Raw genomic sequence first — 17,673 nt, forward strand, 5'->3', positions numbered from 1 at the left:
GCCGCTGCTCGCGACATGCGTCGGCCGCCTGTCCGCCCGCCTGCCTGCCCGCAGGCAGGCGCGGCCGGGCGCACCTGTGAGAATGACCGGCGTGAGTGAGAAGCCAGGCCGCTACCAGCGATCGTCCAACGGCCTGATCGGGGCGATGATCGTGACGCTGCTGGCCATCGGGGCGTTCGTGCTCCTGCGGTCGCTGACCCGCGACCAGGTCGAGGTGGAGCGCGAGCCGGTCGACTACGTCGCGGCTGCCGAGGCTGCGCGCGGCGCCGGCTTCGACGTCGTCGCGCCGTCCGAGCTGCCCGCCGGCTGGATCGCCACGGCGATCGACCTGTCCCAGACGGACCCGCCGCTGTGGGGGATGGGGCTGCTCACCGATGACGACCTGTTCGTCGGGCTGCGCCAGGAGGACGAGTCGGTCAAGGACCTCGTCGAGTCCACGATCGACGAGGACGCCGTGGAGGGCGAGCCGCTCACCCTCGACAGCGCCGTCGGGTCGACGTGGCAGACCTGGACCGACGAGGGCGGCGACACCGGCTATTCCATCGAGTACGACGACCAGACCGTGCTCGTCTACGGCTCCGCGCCCGCCGCCGACCTGCAGGAGCTCATCACCCTGCTGGAGCGCTGAGGCGCTCAGCCGGACCACCTAGGAACTGGCACCGACCTGTCGCCGGACCACACGCCGCCGGAGGGTGGGGGAGGCCACCACCTCGTAGCCTGCCTCGAGGAAGACCTGCACCAGTCCGACCGAGGCCTCGTCCCAGATCACGGACTTGCCCGGCGGCGGCTCGATCGGATATCCCTCCAGGACGCGAGCGCCGACCTGCTCGCCGTACTCGACCGTGGCGTAGGCGAGCTCGTAGGTCAGTCCCGACTGACGCTGGCCCTTGCGCACGACGAAGCAGGTGACGGACCAGACGCCCTCGAGCTCGGGGTCCATCCGCATCCACGGCTGCTTCCGGCTCCACAGCCTGGGGTAGTTCTCCCGCGGCTCGACCGCGACCCAGCCGGCGGCCACGCCGTCGACGTAGCCGATCAGCCCGGACGTCGGTCCGGCGGCGCCGCAGGCGGTCTGCTCCAGCAGCGCGACGTCCCGCTGCTCCTGGGTGGTGTCGCGCCAGATCCAGCCCGGCACCTTCAGGGCCTGGCACCGGCACTTGTGAGCGCCACCCGTGGCGAAAACCGCCTCGACGTCCTCAGCCGCTGCTTCGTTGGCCGGGCGCCACGTGAAATCGGGCATGCGGTGACTCTAGTTGTCAGTCCGACGTCCTGCGCTCGTCTGCGGATCCCGGCCCCAGCGGGTCGGGCGGCAGGTCCTTCGGGTCCACCGCCGCGGGATCCACCCACTGGTGCGCGTCGCCCATGAAGGTGTGCACGAATCCGCACCGCACACAGATCACGCCGTCGGCGGACCGGTTGAGCCAGTCGAGGTCGATGAACGTCATGCCGGTGGTGGTCATCTTGATCTCGCGACGCGCGAACGTCAGGCCACTGCAGACCTGGCAGGCGAGGAACTTCTGTGTCGGTCTGACGAAGACGTGCACGGCGGAGCCTCCTGGTGACGTGAGCGGTCAGTCGTCCTCGGCCACGGCGGCGTCGAGGCGCTCTCGCGCACCGTCGAGCCAGGTCTGGCAGATCTTGGCAAGCTTCTCGCCGCGCTCCCACAGGGCGAGCGACTCCTCGAGGCTGGTGCCGCCGGCCTCGAGCGTGCGGACGACCTCGATGAGCTCCTCGCGGGCCACCTCGTAGGACGGGTTCTCGTCACTCATCGGCGTCTCCTTCAGTCGTGGTGATGGCTTCGGTGCTGGTCGTGGTGGCGGCGATCCGGCCGTCCGCAACCCGGATGCTGAGCTGCTGCGTCGCCTCGATCGACTCGACGCTGGTCACGACGTGCCCCTCGGCGTCCTGCACGACGGCATAGCCGCGCTGCAGCACCGCCAGCGGCGAGAGCGACTGTGCCCGGGCGCGGTGGTGGCCGATGTCGTCGGCGGCCCGGTCGAGGCGATGGGAGAGGTGGCGGCGCGCGCGCTCGCGCAGCTCGGTCACCTCGTCGGAACGGACGTCGAGGATCGTGCGCGGGTCGCGCATCACCGGCCGCGCACGCAGGTCGTCGAGGCGGACCTGCTCGCGCTGCACGAGCTGGTCGACCAGCTGGCGCACGCGGTCCCGGGCCCAGGTGACCCCACGCACCTCGTCGGCCATGTCCGGGACGATCAGCTTGGCGGCGTCGGTCGGGGTCGAGGCCCTGACGTCGGCGACGAGGTCGAGGAGCGGGGAGTCGGGCTCATGGCCGATCGCGGAGACGACCGGCGTGCGGGCCTGGTGGACGGCGCGGATCAGCGCCTCGTCGGAGAACGGCAACAGGTCCTCCACGGAGCCACCGCCGCGGGCGATCACGATCACGTCGACGGCGGCGTTGCGATCCAGGCGCTCCAACGCCGCCATCACCTCGGCCGCCGATCGCGTGCCCTGCATCGAGGCATGGGCGACCTCGAACTCCACGCCCGGCCAGCGGCGACGCGCGTTGTCCAGGACGTCGCGCTCGGCCGCGCTGTTGGGAGCGGTGATCAGGCCGACCCGGCGCGGCAGGAACGGCAGCTGGCGCTTGAGCTCGGGCGCGAACAGGCCCTCCGCGGCCAACAGCTGGCGACGTCGCTCGATGCGCGCGAGCAGCTCGCCGAGGCCGACCATGCTGATCTGTCGGGCATAGAGGGAGAAGCTGCCGCGGTTGGCGTAGAACGAAGGACGGGCGTGCACGACGACGCTCGCGCCCTCCACCAGCGGCGGGTTGAGCGAGTCGAAGAGGGTGCGCTGGCAGGTGAGCGGGACCGAGATGTCGGCGACCGTGTCCCGCAGGGTCATGAAGACGGTGTTGAGGCCCGGTCGCCGGCTGATCTGGGCCAGCTGGCCCTCCACCCAGACGCCGCCGAGCTGGTCGATCCACTGGCTGACCGCGTTGGCCACGGCGCGCACCGGCGCGGGCGCTTCCTGGGTCGCATCGCGGAGGGTGGGCACGGCGGTGACTCTAGGGGAGCGCACCGACACCGCGCCGTACGCCGTGGTGGGCGTCGCGAGTTCGCCAGTCTGCGACACCCACCTAGACTCGGGGCATGACGACCGACCTCGGCCTGCCGCCCGTCCTCGACCCGGACTCGGCGCGTGAAGTGCTGCTCGCGGCACCGCGCGGATACTGCGCCGGTGTGGACCGGGCCGTCATCACCGTCGAGAAGGCCCTCGACCTCTACGGCTCCCCGGTCTACGTGCGCAAGCAGATCGTCCACAACAAGCACGTCGTGGCCAACCTCGAGTCGCGCGGCGCGATCTTCGTCGAGGAGCTCGACGAGGTGCCCGAGGGCCAGACCGTCGTGTTCTCCGCCCACGGCGTCTCGCCGGCGGTGCACGCTGAGGCCGAGGTGCGGGGCCTGAAGACCATCGACGCCACCTGCCCGCTGGTGACGAAGGTGCACCACGAGGCCAAGCGCTTCGCGGGCGACGACTACGACATCCTGCTCATCGGCCACGAGGGTCACGAGGAGGTCGAGGGCACCGCGGGTGAGGCGCCCGACCACATCCAGCTCGTGCAGAGCCCCGACGACGTGGCCAACATCGTGGTGCGCGATCCCGCCAAGGTCGCCTGGCTGTCGCAGACGACGCTGTCGGTCGACGAGACGCTCGAGACCGTCGCCGCGATCCGCGAGAAGTTCCCGCTGCTGCTCGACCCGCCCAGCGACGACATCTGCTACGCCACCCAGAACCGTCAGCTCGCGGTGAAGGAGATCTCGCCCAACGCCGACCTCGTGATCGTGGTCGGCTCGCGTAACTCCTCCAACTCCGTGCGGCTCGTCGAGGTGGCCCTCGAGGCCGGTGCCAAGGCGTCCTACCTCGTCGACGACCACACCGAGATCGACGAGGCCTGGTTCGACGGCGTCGCTAACGTCAGCGTCACGTCCGGTGCCTCGGTGCCCGAGGACCTCGTCGACGGCGTGCTGTCCTTCCTCGCCGACCGCGGCTATCCCGAGGCCCGGGCCGTCCACTCGGCCGAGGAGTCGCTGATCTTCGCGCTGCCACCCGAGCTGCGTCGCGACATGCGCGCCGCCCAGCAGGCCTGAGCCCACGATGGCCCGCTACCTCGACATCCACCCGGAGAACCCGCAGCCGCGGTTCATCACGCAGGTCGTCGAGGCCCTGCGTGACGACGCGCTGATCGCCTATCCGACCGACTCCGGCTACGCGCTCGGCGCGCAGCTCGGCAACCGCGACGGCCGCGACCGCATCCTGGCGATCCGTGGCCTCGACGACCGCCACCACTTCACGCTGATGTGCAAGGACTTCTCCCAGCTGGGGCAGTTCGTGCACGTCGACAACGCCGCGTTCCGCGCGATCAAGGCGGCCACGCCGGGTCCCTACACCTTCATCCTGCCCGCCACCGGTGAGGTGCCGAAGCGGCTCATGCACCCCAAGAAGCGCACGGTCGGTGTCCGCATCCCCGACCATGCGCTCGTCTGCGCGATCCTCGAGGAGCTGGGCGAGCCGATCCTGACCAGCACCCTGATCCTCCCCGGCGAGGACGAGGCCCGCACCATGGGCTGGGAGATCAAGGAAGAGCTCGACCACGTCGTCGACATCGTGATCGAGGCCGGCGAGACGCCGGCCCAGCCCACCTCGGTGATCGACTGGTCGGGCGCAGAACCTGAGGTCGTACGCCGCGGGGCGGGCGACGTCGAGCGCTTCGAGGCCTGACACAGGGTCAGGCGTCGGCCCGGCTCTGGCTGCGCTGGCGCAGCGCGAGGGTGCCCAGGCAGACGACGTAGCCGGCCACGAGCGCGCCGCTGTGGTGGGCGAGCCCGGACACGACGGCCTGCACGATGCCGTCGCCCCGGTCCGCGACGGTCTCGGGGGCGACCGCGCCCAGCAGGGCGAAGACGGCCAGCATCATCAACGGCGGCAGCACACCGATCGTGAAGAAGTCGTGGGGCCGGACGACCAGGGCCAGCCCGAGGCACAGCACGATGAAGCACAGGTCGAAGAAGAAGCTGAGCTCGCCGACGAGCACCACGTCGATGGCCACGATCGTGAGCACGGCAGCGATCCCCAGCGCGACCGCCTGGCGGCCGGGCTCGAGTCCGTCGGTCCACACGGATCCGGTCTGGCTCACGCCTCCCAACGTAGAACGGGGGATCGGCGGCTCCTCGGCGGCGCGCCGGATGTCGATCTGTCGGACGTCCGCGCCTAGGCGCGGCGGATCCGCGGCTCGTCCGGGCGGGTCCGGGTGTCGTCGAAGAGCGTCGCCTCGCCCGGACCCGGGGTCGCGACATCTCCCAGCGCCTCGAACTCCGGCGCGCTGAGGCTCCGTGGTGCGTCCTCCACCTGCCGGGGGGCCGGGAGCTCGTCGTCGGTCACCCCGAGGTCGCTGAACTTGCGCGCCGACACCAGCACCCGGCCCTCGAGCGAGCCGACTCCTGCGTTGTAGGCCGCCACCGCGGCGCCCAGGGACCTGCCGACCCGGTCGAGGTGACTGCCCAGGGAGCCGAGCCGCTGGTGGAGCTCGGTGCCGAGGCGGCGTACCTCGGCTGCCTGCGCAGCGAGCGTCTCGTGGGACCAGCCGTGCGCGACCGTGCGGAGCAGCGCGATCAGGGTGGTCGGGGTGGCGAGGATGACGTGCTTGGTCGCGGCGTGCTCGAGCAGGTCGCCCTGGGTCTCCAGCGCCGCGGAGAGGAACGCCTCGGCGGGCACGAACATGACCACGAACTCGGGGGTCTCGTCGAGCGCGCGCCAGTAGGCCTTGCTGCCGAGCTGGTCGACGTGGGTGCGGAGCTGACGCACGTGGCGCTGGAGGTGGGCGTCGCGCTCGTCGTCGTCCTCGCTGCTGGCCGCGTCGAGGAAGGCGTCGAGCGGGACCTTGGAGTCCACCACGATCGACTTGCCGCCGGCGAGGTGCACGATCACGTCGGGTCGCAGGACCCCGTCGTTGAGCTGGGCCTGCTCGGTGAAGTCGCAGCGCGCGACCAGGCCGGCCAGCTCGACGGTGCGCCGGAGGTGGAGCTCGCCCCACCGCCCGCGCACCTGCGGCTTGCGCAGCGCGGACGACAGGGCGCCGGTCTCGCGGCGCAGTGACTCGGTCGTCAGGCGCATGTCGGAGACCTGCTGGCTGAACTGCCCCTGCCAGGTCGCCCGCGCGTGCTCGAGGTCGCGCAGCTGGTCCTGGAGCCGGTCCATGCCCTCGCGCACGACGGCCTGGTCGGCGCCGCGCTGCTCCAGCGCCGCGAGCACGCCCTCGTCGCGCGGGCGGGCGCGGGAGGCCAGCCAGCCCAGGCCGAAGCCGAGCAGCAGGCCCACCGCGAGCATCACCAGGATCGTCAGGATCTCCATGCGTCCGATCATGGACGAGACCACCGACAACGATGGGGATGCGGCGCTTCAGCAACCTGCTGACCAACTCGGCTCGAGCGGCCATGTGGACGCTCGGCGTCCACTATTCCGCGGCATTGCCTGGCTTGAGCGTCCATGTGGACGCTCAAGCGAGGTCGACGACCACCGGCGCGTGGTCCGACGGGCTCCCGGTGCCCTGGGCGGGGTCCCGCTCGTCGCGGTCGATGAACGCGCCGGTGACGCGCCCTGCGAGGGCGGGGGAGGCGAGCGCGAAGTCGATCTTCAGCCCGCGGTCGCGCTCGAAGCGCTGGCGGTAGTAGTCCCAGTAGGTGTAGCCGGGCGCGTGCTCGCGGGTCACCTCGACGTAGCCGTCGTCGAGGAAGCCCTGGAACGCCGCCCGCTCCGGCGGCGTCACGTGCGTCGACTTGCGGAACTGGGCGGGGTCGAAGACGTCCGCGTCGGTGGGGCAGATGTTCCAGTCGCCGACCAGGACGGTCTCGGCATCCAGCCACTCGCGGGAGGCGTCACGCAGCCGGGACAGCCAGTCGAGCTTGTAGACGTAGTGGGGGTCGTCGGGCTTGCGGCCGTTGGGGACGTAGAGCGACCAGATCCGCACTCCGCCGCACGTGGCGCCGATCGCGCGGGCCTCGGCGGCCAGCGGGTCGCCGTACCCGGGCATGGCGTCGAAGCCGACCGTGACGTCCTCGAGCCCGACGCGCGAGATGAGGGCGACCCCGTTCCACTGGTTGAGGCCGGCGACGGCGACGTCGTAGCCGCGCGCCTGGAGGCCCATCAGCGGGAGCTGGTCCTCGCGCGCCTTCGTCTCCTGGAGAGCGAGTACGTCGATGCCGTGCCGGTCCAGGAAGGCCTCGACGCGATCGATGCGGGAGCGGAGGGAGTTGACGTTCCAGGTCGCGATGCGCACCGGCCCACCCTAGGAGGCTTCGGCCCCGGGGCTGGAAGTGGCCAGAAGATTTTGCGGCCGAAGCCCTTTACACGGGCGATCCTGTTAGGGCAGGTTCACTTCACGCACTGTTCTCGGGAGGAAGTGCAGCAGCAGGATCCCCGGGCGGAGTGTGCTCTCATCACGACCACCCCCACAGGAGATCCACATGCAGCGCACCCGTCTCGGGCAGCTCGCTCTCGCGTCAGCCGCCCTCATGGCCCTCACCGCAGCGGCTCCGGCCATCGCGGCGACCGAGAGCGACATCCCGTCGTTCTCGCAGTTCCAGTCGCAGACCTACCGCGACACCGACCAGCAGTACATCGTCAACGGCGACGAGCCCGTCCAGACCACGGGCGACCTCAAGTCGTTCTACGACCGGCTGGTCGGACCGGAGAGCACCCACGAGGACGGCCTGGTCGTGAACACCGTCGGCGGCGTCGACGACAAGTGGTCCGACGCGCAGGTCCGCAACCTGACCTACTGCGTGAGCACCAAGTTCGGCTCGCGCTACACCGACGTCGTCAACGCGATGACCAGCGGTGCCGCCCTGTGGGAAGCGGCCTCCGCGGCCGACTACGTCCACGTGTCGTCGCAGGACTCCAGCTGCAACACGCGCAACAAGTCCGTGGTCTTCTCGGTCGAGCCCGTCGCGACGACGCAGTACATCGCCCGCGCGTTCTTCCCGAGCACGCCCAAGCGCTCGCGCAACGTCCTGATCGACGACTCCATCTGGACGTCGGGTTCGTGGACGCCGACCAACATCATCGGTCACGAGCTCGGCCACACCCTGGGCTTCCGCCACGAGCACACGCGCCCGGAGTCCGGCACCTGCTTCGAGGACAACAACTGGCGCCCGCTGACGCCCTACGACTCGGCGTCGATCATGCACTACCCGCAGTGCAACGGGTCGAGCGACGACCTGAGCATGACGGCGGCCGACCGCCAGGGAGCCGCAGCTCTCTACGGCGCCTGATCCACCCAGACCCACGAGAGCCCCTCCTGTCCCGAGCAGGAGGGGTTTTCGTGCTCAGGACAGCCAGGGGGAGAGCACTCCCGGCGTCGACGCATCGGCCAGGCGGATCGCCGCGGTGAGCGGGATGTCGCGCGCGACGACCCGCTCGGCGCCGGCCGCGGTGGTCGCGACGAGGGTGGCCAGGGCGAGGCGTCGCTGGAACCACGACTGCTGCACCACCCAGCCGATGATGCCGTCGTGCTCGAGCACGGTGCGCACCCGAGTCAGCTCGCCGCTGCCGACGACCAGGTGCTCGGGCGTCGTCGCGTGGCCGAGATGCCTGTACGCCGACTCGCCGCTCACCGCAGCGAAGGCGAGCGCCACCACGCCCACGACCACGGGCAGCCACGTCGGGACAGCGAGCCACAGTGATGCGACCAGCGGGATCGCGGTGACCAGGAGTGCTCCCCACAGCTGCCGGATCCACGCGCGCCGGCGGGCGGCCGGACCGTGCTGTGTGAGCGCGACCGACATCGGCTCGTGGGTCTCGAGGACGTCGGCGCCCACGGACGTGGCCACCGACCGGGGGCAGGGCGGCAGGATCGCGGTCACCCCGCCGGAGCCGACGCCGGTGGCCAGCGTGGCCAGCTCGGCGCCGCCGACGAGTCGCAGCAGCACCGGCTCCTTCATCTCGACGCCGCGCACGCGCTTCTCCTCGACGGTGATCGAGCGGGTCGTGAACAGGCCGGCGGTGAGCTGCAGCGAGCCGGCCTCGCGCGTGAGCCGCATGTTCCACCACTGCACGACATAGCCGGTCACGGCGACCATGATCCAGCTCACGAGTGCGCCGATGACCAGCCCGGCGATCACGAGCGAGAGCGCGAACTGGGCGACCCAGTGCCACGCCGACTCGGCCGTGTCCGCCACTGGCAGCTGGTCGCCGAACTGCGACAGGGCACCCACGGCCGCGGCGACGACGACGAGCCGGGCCAGGCTGAACGGCGCGAACCTGAGCCATGCCCAGTCGATCTCGGCGAGCACGCGCGCGGGTTCGCCGGTGCGTACGCCGCCGGGCGTCGCGACCTCGTCGGCGCCGGCCGGCAGTGTGTCGGCGTCCGCGGGCACCGTCACGGGAGCTCTCCTCGAGAGCAGGAAAGCGCGCAGGTCGGCGGCCTCGCGGACGGTGAGCGAGTCGAGCGTGATCCGGTCGTCGTCGACGCCGGTGCCGATCTGGACCTTGGTCAGGCCGACGAGCCGGTGGAGCAGCGAGGCCTCGAGGTCGACGCTGCGGACGCGGTCGAGCGGGGCGGTCTTGGACTTCTTGTTCAGCAGCCCGCTGCGGGTCTGGAACTGGGTGTCGGTGGTCCGGTAGAAGGTGGTGAGCCATGGGAGCACACCGAAGACCACGGCGCCGAGGGCGACGACCGGCACGGCCCACCACGGCATCGCGCGATCCCCCGAGCTGATCCCGACGAGCGCGATCGCAGCGGGGAAGGCGAACTGGCCGAGCACCTTGACGGGGTCGATCAGCAGGTTGCGCGCCGACAACCGCTGCCAGTCGGGCTCGCTCATGTCGCGTCGCCCTCGCTCGCGCCCGTGATCTCGGTGAGCTCGTGCACGAGCCGGCGGGCGACGTCGCGGTCGAGGCAGTCGATGGTGATCGGGCCCGCCGCCGACGCGGTGGTGACGGTCAGCGACGCGAGCCGGAACATCCGCATCAGAGCGCCCTGGGTCGAGTCGACCGTCTGCACGCGGCTCAGGGGGGCGATCCTGCTGTCGATGCGCAGCCAGCCGGCGCGGGTGTGGATCGCGGTCGGGGTGATCTCCCAGCGGTGGATGCGGAACCTCAGCTGGGGCATCACCGCCACGTGGGCCAGTGGCAGCACGAGCGCGAGCACCAGGGCCGGGACGGCCCACCACGGCCGCCCGGGCCCTTCGGACACCGCGGGCACGGCGAAGGCGAACAGCGAGATCGCGATGATCCACTCGACCACGGCGCCGATCAGCGCGCTCACCCGCCAGTAGGTCACGGCGCGGGGGGAGACCTGGTGGGCGGGCTCGCGCAGGTCCACGGAACCGCTCACCGCACTCATGCGCCCACTCGCGTGGCTTCGGGCGCACACGAGGCACGAGGGGCACTGCGCTGGCTGGTCCGCTGGCTCATGCGGTGAGCCTACGAGGCCGGTCGGCCCGCGCGGTGGCACGCGGCGTCAGTCCGCGATCGTCCAGGTCGTGTCGGTCGTCGGTCCCAGGACGGTGCGCAGCTCTCGGGTGTACGTCGCGAAGCCGCTCGCCGCGTCGAGCGAGTGCGTCTCCGTGGCACCGCCGGCGTCCCGGTCGATGAGGACCAGGTCGGCCCGGCCGTCACCGTTGTCGTCCGCGGCGGTGGCGACCCAGGACGAGTCGAGCGCGGGGGCGGCGGTCGTCGTCTGCGCCAGCCAGGACGTGAACTGCGTCCGGGCGTCGAGCACGTGCACCGCGGTGTTGGCGCCGGCCTGGGTGTCGACGAGGTAGAGGTCGTCACGGCCGTCGAAGTTGTAGTCCCCGGCAGCCATGCGCCAGCGGTCGCGGGGCAGGGGGGGCACCGGCAGGTCGACGTCGATGAGCCGGGTCTGGAAGTCGGTGTCGGCGTCCAGCACGGTCAGGTGGGCGGTGTCGCCGTTCCTGTTCGAGAGGAGGTAGAGGTCGTCACGGCCGTCGCCGTCGGCGTCACCCGCGAGGAACCGGGTCCGCCCCAGCCCACCGCGTCGCTCGACGATGGTCGCGTGGTTGAGGGAGGTGTGCAGGTAGTTGCCACCGTCGAGCACCTGCACCTGCGCCGTGTCGCGTCCCGCCATCCGGATCGCGTAGACGTCCGTGGCGAGGTCGCCGTCGTAGTCGCCGCCGGTGAAGCGCCACCCGCGTCCTTCGATCGGCAGCGGGGTCTGGTTGGAGTAGATCGCATAGCCCGAAGCCGCGCTGAGCACGTGGGCCTCGGCCCCGGCCTCGGTCTCCCGGATCGCGGTCAGGTCGGCCGGGACCCCCGAGGGCACGCGCCCGACGACCTCGACGGTCACCGCATCGACGTACATCGAGGGCGTGGTCGACGTCTCGCCACAGGTGGGCTGCTGCTCGTCGGGACAATTGCGCTTGTTCTGCAGGCGCAGGTGCTCGGCGGACACGGGCGCGTGCGGGGTCGACCAGGTCTCGACACCGTCGACGAAGTAGCGCGTCGGCGCTGGCGCCTCGGCTGCCGGGTCCTGGCCGGGCGGCTGGTAGGTGAACTCGACGGCGTAGGTGTGCCAGGCGTCCATGTCGCGCGGATAGCGATCACCGGCGCACTCGACCTCACCGATCGGCGGGGCGTAGCGCCAGTAGTAGGCCACCTGGACCCGGCTGCACTGCTTCTGGTCACCCCAGCTCTCGACGACGTCGATCTCGCCGGCGCGCTGGAGGTCGTTGGTGCGCAGCCAGAAGGAGGTGTGCACCCCGGTCTCGCGCGGCATCTTCAAGGTGGCGCTGACGCGGTAGGTCGTCCCGGGCTCGAAGGGCACCTCGGTGGCGTACTCGAGGTGCGCCTCGGGGCGCAGCTCGACGACCGTGCGCCCGTCCACGCTGGCCTGGGTCACCTTGTCGGCGGTCGACGACGAGACGTGCGTCCAGCGATCGGCGTACGGCGCGTCGAACCCGTCGGCGAAGACCTGGCTCGGCGCCGTGACCGCGACGTCGCTGGTCACGGGCACAGCCGGGACCTCGAGGGCCGGGACACCGGTGGCCGTCGAGGGCAGCATGGAGACGAGCACGAGCAGCTCTTGGAGCCAGGAAGGCATGGGTCCTTGGGAGGTCACGGCGCGGAAGGGACACCACGATTGAACAAGGCCGGGCCAAAGGCGTCGAATCGCTGCGGCCTCCCGCGCGGCCGTAGACTCCCGGCCCGTGGCTCTCACCATCGGTATCGTCGGACTCCCCAATGCGGGCAAGTCGACCCTCTTCAACGCCCTGACCAAGAACGACGTGCTTGCGGCGAACTACCCGTTCGCCACGATCGAGCCCAACGTCGGCGTCGTCGGTGTCCCCGACGAGCGGCTCGCGAAGCTCGCCGAGGTCTTCGGGTCGGCCAAGCTGCTGCCCGCGACCGTCGAGTTCGTCGACATCGCCGGCATCGTCGCCGGCGCCTCGCAGGGCGAGGGCTTGGGCAACAAGTTCCTCTCGCACATCCGCGAGTCCTCGGCGATCTGCCAGGTCACGCGTGTCTTCCGCGACGAGGACGTCACCCACGTCGACGGTGAGGTCAACCCGGCCTCCGACATCGGCACCATCCAGACCGAGCTGATCCTGGCCGACATCCAGACCGTGGAGAAGTCGATCCCGCGGCTGGAGAAGGAGGTGCGCGGCGACAAGTCGAAGGGCGCCGTGCTCGACGCCGCGCGCGAGGCGTTGACCGCGCTCGAGGGTGGGACGCCGATCATCGACACGAAGATCGACCGCGAGCTCCTCCGCGAGCTGTCGCTGCTGACGGCCAAGCCGTTCATCTTCGTCTTCAACTGCGACGCCGACGAGCTGTCGGATTCCGACCTCCTCGCGAAGATGCAGGCTCTCGTGGCACCCGCCGAGGCGATCTTCCTCGACGCGAAGTTCGAGTCCGAGCTCGTGGAGCTCGGCTCCGACGAGGAGGCGCACGAGATGCTCGCCGAGATGGGGATCACCGAGTCGGGGCTCGACCAGCTCGCGCGCGTCGGCTTCGACACCCTCGGCCTGCAGACCTACCTGACCGCCGGCCCCAAGGAGACGCGGGCCTGGACGATCAGGAAGGGCGCCACCGCGCCCGAGGCGGCCGGTGTCATCCACACCGACTTCCAGAAGGGCTTCATCAAGGCCGAGATCGTGTCCTTCGACGACCTGATGGCCGTCGGCACCATGCAGAAGGCCAAGGAAGCCGGCAAGGTGCGCATCGAGGGCAAGGACTACGTGATGGTCGACGGCGACGTCGTGGAGTTCCGCTTCAACGTCTGAGGGTTTCGGCCCTCCGGATGAAACTCCACGCACAGGCGTGGAGATTCAGCGCCTGAGCCGGTTGGACCCCTGAAACTCCACGCGTCTGCGTGGACCTTCATGAGGCGTACGGCGCTAGCGTGGCGCTCATGATCACCGCGCTCCACCGGGGCGTCGGCCTGCGGGTCCCCGGCGCCGACGACATGCTGCTCTACCAGCCGCGGCACGCCATGGCCTACGACGTCGGCCACTGAGGTGTTCGGTCACCGCCCCACCTCCGTCTCCGCCGCCGAGGGTGCGCGGGCTGGCGCGGAGGGCCAGGTCGTCATCTACTGGCGCAAGGGCTGCCCCTTCACCAAGCGACTGCGGCTCGTCCTGGGCAAGCGCGGAGCCGCCGCCGTGTGGGTCGACATCTGGGCGGACGCCGACGCAGCGGCGTACGTCAGGAGCGTCAACGACGGCAACGAGACCGTCCCGACAGTCGTGATCGACGGTGAGCCGCACACCAACCCGGCTCCGAGGCTCGTCGTCGCGGCGTTGTCCCGCCAGGCCTAGAGACTGGTGGGCGGCCAGGGCTCTCGTCTGGCCCGCTGTCTCGGGTCGAGGCGTTCCAACACGTTGGCCACCAGGTCCGGAAGCATGCCGATCAAGAGGCAGACAGCCGCCACCACGAGGAACACCGGCGCGTCTGAGCGCCGCATGTGTGACGCGGGAGCGACCAGCGCCCAGACCAGCATGATCAATGCGAGCATCCCGAACCCGAGGCCGGCAAACCCGATCACGTTGCGAACCCTGAGCAACCAGCCCGGTCTGCGCAACCACGGTCGATGCAACCTGTCGCCCAACCGAGCGGCGAATTCCTCAGCAATGTCGAGGCCCGGTCCGTTGCCGCGAATCGTTGTGCTTCCCTGAGAGGTCGTGATCCGCAGACGCCACCAGTGCCCACCGATCATGGGTCCGAAGGTTGCGGCCACGACATCGTCGAGAGGCACCTCCGTCGACTGTCCCTCCAGGTCACCGGCGTTGACAGCGGACATGCGCTCCTGGAAGGCCGTGCCATCCATCGCGTGGCGCACGTCGGTCCTGACTCCTTGCGCGTAGGTCACGGGGAACAGTCGCAGAGCCTGGGTGGAGAGCACTGCCTCGGCGGTTCGAAGGCCTTGGTAGGCATGGAAGGCAAGGATGGACTGCTCTCCGTCGGGCGCGACTCCCTCCCCGAGCCACAGCGGGTCTTCAAGGCCCACACCTTGGGCATGGAGCCAATCGCGGAGGGCGCCGAGCCCCCTGCCGGCACCGAACTCCGCCAAGGCGTGTTGCACCACCCCTTCGACGGCCAGGACCCGGCCTTGTTCGTCGATCAGGCATGTCCCGAACGGCCACTGCCAGATGGTTTGACCTGCCCCTCCATCGAGGAGCGCGACCGAGGTGGCAGCTGTCAGGACCTCGTCGAGGACGGGCTTCACAGGCGTCGGCTCTTCGCCTGCTTCTGTCGGCGTGCTGGTGAGCACGGCCGCCAAGGTGTCGGCCCACCCGTCCTCGACCAGACCCAGGATCGTCTCCAGGGTCGCCGGATGAGTGTGTCCGGTCGCACGGTCGGCTGCGACCAAAGCAGCTGCCAGGGTTTGACGCCATCGTGGAACGGAGACGGAAGCAGGGTGCTCCTCCCAGTTCGTCGGCTCGAGCGCCAGCTCGTCCGCGTCGACGAGCGTCGATGCGAGATCGGCCTCATAGCGGCGCACGTCCTGGAGCAGGGTGATGGACGGATCGCCACCCGGGCGTGCGTCAAAGGTCACGAGGGCATGACTCTCGCAAGCGGTGAGGAAGGAGCGCAGTCCGGTGAACGGCTCCGGGTGCCAGAATCGAGCAGCCATCGCTGGAGCCAGCCACAGTCCGCAGACGTGTTGCCACGATTCCTCAACCGCATCGAGCACCTGCGCGGTCTGCCGCCACGTCGATCCACGCTGACCGCGCAAGCTGTCGACCCACGCGTGGGTCGCCTCCTGGAAGTCGGCGGCGGCAACATCGATGCGATGCAGAAGCATTCTGCTCGCCCGTGAATCCTTGCCATCGCGATAGCGCAGGGCGCCGCCAAGCCCCGAGGCCAGGAGCCATCGCGCCCGTCGCGTCGACGGGTGCGCATCGAGTTCTGCGAAGACCTTCGCGTCGGTCACCAGAGCGGCCAGCTCGTCGCGCTGCAGGAACATGAGGAAGGGAAGGCCGATGGTCAGCGTCCCGTCCGCTACGCCGACTCCGGCATGTGGGGCCAGACGCACCTCGGGGCGGTATCCGGGCGCCACCGACTCCATCCACCGGGCGAAGCGCTCGGCATCGACGGGACTGAGTGGGATCGTGGATCTGTCGACCCCCTTGGACCGAGGCACGAACCGACTCGCGTTGTAGACGAGCGAGACGGTGGCCGCAGCTCCGAGCAATGCGTACCAACGCAGTTCATCGCCCCAGACCAGCACCGCGATCGTGAGTCCGAGAGTGACGAAGGGCATCAGCACTGCAGTCGCCAACGACACGACCCAGGCACGAGACAGTTGTCGCGCAGCCGCAGTCACGGCACGGCTCGGCTGGTTGGTCTCCACGATCGTCCCCGATCACGCGTTGATGGTCAGCGTCGAGGTCCTGTGTCGCCAGGTCCCAGCGATCTCGACGGGCAGATGGATGGGACGGCAGACCCTCAGGCCTCTGCCGCAGCCTTGATTGCCTCGAGCGTCTCGCGCATGCCGGCGAGCTGGCTCTCGGTGAACGCGTCCTGCCCACCCATGAAGCCGTCGGTGAGCTCGCGCGACAGCTCCGAGAGACCGTCGGGCAGCTCGCGGCGCTGGGTCAGGAGGGTGCCGGCGTCGGTCGCGGAGAGCAGGAACGACCAGATCGCCCAGTTCTCCTCGACCCGGAACGCCACCTCTGACTCCGGCGAGAACTTCACGACCTCCGCGTGCGTGGTCCACTCCAGCTCGCCGTGGATGTTGCGGTTGGTGAACTGCGTGCCCTGCTCCACGGTCTCGAAGCCGCTGCGCAGCCGGGTCGAGGTGACCTGCGGGCTCCAGTCGGGCATGCGGCAGACGTCGCTGACCAGGGGCCAGACGTGGGCGACGGGAGCGGAGATCTCGACGCTCTGCTCGAGCAGGGGGCGGATGTCATTCGTCACGACCAGCACCCTAGTGATCCGTCACGCGACGAGGGGGCGGGTCACCCGAAGTCGCAGGGCGAGGGCGCCGGTGACGGCGAGCAGCGAGACGGTCAGGGCGACCACGCCCGGCCAGCCGACGCTGCTCCACACGGTGGCGCCGAGGCTGCCGAAGACGGACGCGCCGAGGTAGTAGGTGAACGTGTAGAGCGACGCCGCCTGCCCGGCGCTCACCCCGCCCGCGTGCGCCCGCGCAGGCACCCAGCCGCTCGCCACGCCGTGCACGGCGAAGAAGCCGATGACGAGCAGCGAGAGCCCGGCGACCAGCACCGGCAACGACGACGACAAGGTGAGTACGGCGCCCGCGACCGCGACGACGGACCCGATCGGCAGCACGGCCCGGCGCCCGATCCGGTCGGCCAGTCGCCCGAAGGTCGCGGCGCTGACCGTACCGAGCGGATAGACGAGGAACACCAGGCTGGCGGCGCCGAGACCGAGGTTGAACGGCGCTGCCTCCAGCCGGAAGCCGACCACGTTGAGCATCGACACCATCGCTCCGACCGAGCAGCCGCCGATGACGTAGAGCCCGACGAGGGCCCGGTCGGCGACCGCGCGTCGCGCCATGGCGAGCATCGTCCGGGCGCCGGTGGGGGCAGGGGAGAAGTGGCGGGAGTCGGGGAGCAGGCGGCGTACGGCGACGGCGCAGACGAGCGCGAGCAGTGCTGCCGCGCCGAGAGACCAGCGCCAGCCGGCGAGCTCGGCGGTGTAGCCCGTGACCAGCCGGCCGGCCATGCCACCGAGCGCGGTGCCGCCGATGTAGAGCCCAGCCGCGCGCGCGTGGGTGGAGCGGTGCAGCTCCTCGCGGAGGTAGGCCGTCGCCACCGCCGGCAGCCCGGCGAGCGCGACGCCCATCAGGCAGCGCATGACCAGCAGCGAGGTCCAGGTCGGGGCGAGGGCGCAGCCCACGGCGCAGACGACCGAGAGCGCCATCGACAGGTGGATCAGCCGGGTCCGGCCGATCACGTCGGAGAGCGGGCCGACGACGAGCAGGGCCACACCGAGGGAGAGGGTCGCCAGCGAGAGCGTCAGGGTCGTCTGCGTGGACGAGACCTCGAAGCGGGTCGCGAGCTCCGGCAGGATCGCCTGGGTGCTGTAGAGCAGCTCGAAGGTCGCGAGTCCCGCGGCGAAGAGCGCGAGAACGACGCGGCGGTAGCCGTCCGAGCCGGGGAGGTGGCCGAGGTCCAGGACGGGAGCTGGGGTGATGGCGGGAGCAGACATGACCACACGAGTGTGCGCCGG

The 17,673-nt window shown here is 70.4% G+C and carries 19 protein-coding genes; 6 read left to right on the top strand and 13 right to left on the bottom strand.

Annotation, left to right across the window (positions count from 1 at the left end):
- Positions 1-91 precede the first annotated feature (91 nt).
- Positions 92-628, top strand: coding sequence for a DUF4245 domain-containing protein (locus C9J87_RS02865; RefSeq protein WP_036490156.1), 537 nt, complete (start codon positions 92-94; stop codon positions 626-628).
- 18 nt (positions 629-646) lie between these two features.
- On the opposite strand, the gene C9J87_RS02870 is transcribed toward C9J87_RS02865, so the two are convergent.
- From C9J87_RS02870 to xseA, 4 genes are read right to left on the bottom strand one after another with little or no spacing between them, the layout of a single operon-like run.
- Positions 647-1,240 carry a hypothetical protein gene (locus tag C9J87_RS02870; RefSeq protein ID WP_036490159.1) on the bottom strand — a complete coding sequence of 198 codons (594 nt, stop codon included), beginning with the start codon at positions 1,238-1,240 and terminating at the stop codon, positions 647-649.
- 16 nt (positions 1,241-1,256) lie between these two features.
- Complete coding sequence (locus C9J87_RS02875; protein WP_010831838.1) at positions 1,257-1,544, bottom strand: hypothetical protein; 288 nt, start codon at positions 1,542-1,544, stop codon at positions 1,257-1,259.
- 27 nt (positions 1,545-1,571) lie between these two features.
- Positions 1,572-1,769: an exodeoxyribonuclease VII small subunit gene (locus tag C9J87_RS02880; RefSeq protein WP_036490161.1), complete on the bottom strand. Its 198-nt coding sequence runs from the start codon at positions 1,767-1,769 to the stop codon at positions 1,572-1,574.
- The gene (gene xseA / locus C9J87_RS02885) at positions 1,762-3,015 is read right to left on the bottom strand and encodes an exodeoxyribonuclease VII large subunit (protein ID WP_036490163.1); all 1,254 of its coding nucleotides are present in this window, start codon (positions 3,013-3,015) and stop codon (positions 1,762-1,764) included. Before xseA ends, C9J87_RS02880 begins: the two co-directional genes overlap by 8 nt.
- 95 nt (positions 3,016-3,110) lie before the next feature.
- Here xseA and C9J87_RS02890 point away from each other — a divergent pair, with 95 nt between their 5' ends.
- Both C9J87_RS02890 and C9J87_RS02895 read left to right on the top strand, forming a co-directional pair.
- The gene (locus C9J87_RS02890; RefSeq protein ID WP_010831840.1) at positions 3,111-4,109 is read left to right on the top strand and encodes a 4-hydroxy-3-methylbut-2-enyl diphosphate reductase; all 999 of its coding nucleotides are present in this window, start codon (positions 3,111-3,113) and stop codon (positions 4,107-4,109) included.
- 7 nt (positions 4,110-4,116) lie between these two features.
- A complete protein-coding gene (locus C9J87_RS02895) occupies positions 4,117-4,740 on the top strand; it encodes an L-threonylcarbamoyladenylate synthase (protein ID WP_010831841.1) in 624 nt (207 codons plus the stop codon).
- A gap of 7 nt (positions 4,741-4,747) precedes the next feature.
- On the opposite strand, the gene C9J87_RS02900 is transcribed toward C9J87_RS02895, so the two are convergent.
- The 3 genes from C9J87_RS02900 to C9J87_RS02910 form a co-directional block, all read right to left on the bottom strand.
- Positions 4,748-5,155: a DUF6542 domain-containing protein gene (locus C9J87_RS02900; protein WP_036490165.1), complete on the bottom strand. Its 408-nt coding sequence runs from the start codon at positions 5,153-5,155 to the stop codon at positions 4,748-4,750.
- A 74-nt stretch (positions 5,156-5,229) separates the two neighbouring features.
- Positions 5,230-6,369, bottom strand: coding sequence for a DNA recombination protein RmuC (locus C9J87_RS02905; protein WP_010831843.1), 1,140 nt, complete (start codon positions 6,367-6,369; stop codon positions 5,230-5,232).
- 145 nt (positions 6,370-6,514) lie between these two features.
- Positions 6,515-7,294: an exodeoxyribonuclease III gene (locus C9J87_RS02910; protein ID WP_107704670.1), complete on the bottom strand. Its 780-nt coding sequence runs from the start codon at positions 7,292-7,294 to the stop codon at positions 6,515-6,517.
- A 187-nt stretch (positions 7,295-7,481) separates the two neighbouring features.
- Here C9J87_RS02910 and C9J87_RS02915 point away from each other — a divergent pair, with 187 nt between their 5' ends.
- Positions 7,482-8,288 carry a M57 family metalloprotease gene (locus tag C9J87_RS02915; RefSeq protein ID WP_010831845.1) on the top strand — a complete coding sequence of 269 codons (807 nt, stop codon included), beginning with the start codon at positions 7,482-7,484 and terminating at the stop codon, positions 8,286-8,288.
- Positions 8,289-8,342: 54 nt separating this feature from the next.
- Here the strand turns inward: C9J87_RS02915 and C9J87_RS02920 are convergent, their stop codons facing one another.
- The 3 genes from C9J87_RS02920 to C9J87_RS02930 form a co-directional block, all read right to left on the bottom strand.
- Entirely contained in the window at positions 8,343-9,839 is a 1,497-nt protein-coding gene (locus tag C9J87_RS02920) for a PH domain-containing protein (RefSeq protein ID WP_010831846.1), read from the bottom strand.
- Positions 9,836-10,360: a PH domain-containing protein gene (locus C9J87_RS02925; protein WP_036490168.1), complete on the bottom strand. Its 525-nt coding sequence runs from the start codon at positions 10,358-10,360 to the stop codon at positions 9,836-9,838. Before C9J87_RS02925 ends, C9J87_RS02920 begins: the two co-directional genes overlap by 4 nt.
- A gap of 117 nt (positions 10,361-10,477) precedes the next feature.
- On the bottom strand, positions 10,478-12,076 hold the full coding sequence (locus C9J87_RS02930; RefSeq protein ID WP_010831848.1) for a family 16 glycosylhydrolase: 1,599 nt from the start codon (positions 12,074-12,076) through the stop codon (positions 10,478-10,480).
- Positions 12,077-12,182: 106 nt separating this feature from the next.
- Between C9J87_RS02930 and ychF the strand changes: the two genes are divergently transcribed.
- Complete coding sequence (ychF, locus tag C9J87_RS02935; RefSeq protein WP_010831849.1) at positions 12,183-13,259, top strand: redox-regulated ATPase YchF; 1,077 nt, start codon at positions 12,183-12,185, stop codon at positions 13,257-13,259.
- A 234-nt stretch (positions 13,260-13,493) separates the two neighbouring features.
- Positions 13,494-13,793 carry a glutaredoxin domain-containing protein gene (locus tag C9J87_RS02940; RefSeq protein ID WP_107704671.1) on the top strand — a complete coding sequence of 100 codons (300 nt, stop codon included), beginning with the start codon at positions 13,494-13,496 and terminating at the stop codon, positions 13,791-13,793.
- Here the strand turns inward: C9J87_RS02940 and C9J87_RS02945 are convergent.
- The 3 genes from C9J87_RS02945 to C9J87_RS02955 form a co-directional block, all read right to left on the bottom strand.
- Complete coding sequence (locus C9J87_RS02945) at positions 13,790-15,829, bottom strand: hypothetical protein (RefSeq protein ID WP_010831851.1); 2,040 nt, start codon at positions 15,827-15,829, stop codon at positions 13,790-13,792. The two genes, C9J87_RS02940 and C9J87_RS02945, sit on opposite strands and share 4 nt — an antisense overlap.
- A gap of 95 nt (positions 15,830-15,924) precedes the next feature.
- Positions 15,925-16,395, bottom strand: a complete 471-nt coding sequence (locus tag C9J87_RS02950) for an SRPBCC family protein (RefSeq protein WP_051204371.1) — start codon at positions 16,393-16,395, stop codon at positions 15,925-15,927.
- A 21-nt stretch (positions 16,396-16,416) separates the two neighbouring features.
- Entirely contained in the window at positions 16,417-17,652 is a 1,236-nt protein-coding gene (locus tag C9J87_RS02955) for an MFS transporter (RefSeq protein ID WP_107704743.1), read from the bottom strand.
- Positions 17,653-17,673 lie beyond the last annotated feature (21 nt).

It is taken from the genome of Nocardioides allogilvus (assembly GCF_003047285.1).
Classification (GTDB): domain Bacteria; phylum Actinomycetota; class Actinomycetes; order Propionibacteriales; family Nocardioidaceae; genus Nocardioides; species Nocardioides allogilvus.